Source organism: Blastomonas sp. CCH1-A6 (assembly GCF_001556365.1).
In the GTDB taxonomy this organism is placed as follows: domain Bacteria; phylum Pseudomonadota; class Alphaproteobacteria; order Sphingomonadales; family Sphingomonadaceae; genus Blastomonas; species Blastomonas ursincola.
This window is the reverse complement of the sequence record NZ_LSIS01000064.1, coordinates 1-912: the sequence shown is the minus strand read 5'-3', so window position 1 is coordinate 912 and position 912 is coordinate 1. Positions and strand designations below refer to the sequence as shown.

Annotated in this window: 1 pseudogene; it reads right to left on the bottom strand. The window is 64.7% G+C overall.

From position 1 onward, the window contains the following. Positions 1–912, bottom strand: a pseudogene (locus tag AX735_RS25550) (ATP-binding protein); the annotation flags it as partial.

Genomic DNA, 912 nt, shown 5'->3' with positions numbered 1-912 from the left:
CAACATAGAAGCGCACGTTGCCGAGCTGATGCAGCGCGTCATACCAGCCATAGCCTGCGTAGGCAGGATGGTTCTCGACGAGGTGCGGGCGCAAGGGGTGCTCGCGCAGCGCGCGCTCCAGTCCCTGTGCAATATCGGGCTCAAGATCTGCGACAAGGATCGTGTCCGCACCTGCTGTGACTTCCTCATACTCGACATTGACGTTGTCGCTCTCCGCGATGGCCGCATGCCAGCGGGGCAGGCAGGGGTCGGCCTCCGGCAGGGCGACCCCCAGATCGCGCGCTTCCTTCCAGTTCTCGAAGGAAAGCCGGTGCTGGCCTTTGTGCGCCAGCGCGGCAAAGATCGTGCGCTTGCACACTGCCTGCAGCGCCGCAAAGGCGGCGTTCTCGACGAATTCATTGCGCGCCGGGAGCACAAGGGCAAGTCCCGGGGTGGCGCCGATATCGAGCCGGGCATGGTAGGTCTTGCCGCCAAGGCTCTCCGAGACGCTGGCAAGCTTGCGGGTGAGCACCATGCCATGGAAGTTGGTCGTCGGGTCCTGGTGATATTCGCGGCCCTCGAACACGCCGATCTGGCTGCCGTTCCACTCGGCGATGTAGATCGCCTTGGCGAGGAAGTCCTCACGCGGCACTTGCGCGCCATTGAAGAACACCGGCAGCGGGTAGAACTTCGCGACCTCGCGCACAATCCGCTCGGTCGTCTGCTCGCTCACCCCGGGCATCAGGAAGGTGATGGTCGTCCCGACGGGCCGAGCAAGGGGAACCACGGTAATGTCCTGCGCGCCGGTCCAGCCATCTGCGGGGACATGCAGCGACCATCCGGTGTCGGCAGTGGCATGACGCGAACTGATCCGGGTGTCCTTGCCCGCCAGGCTGAAGACACCCATGCCTGCCGGGTCTTCGGCCTCATGGA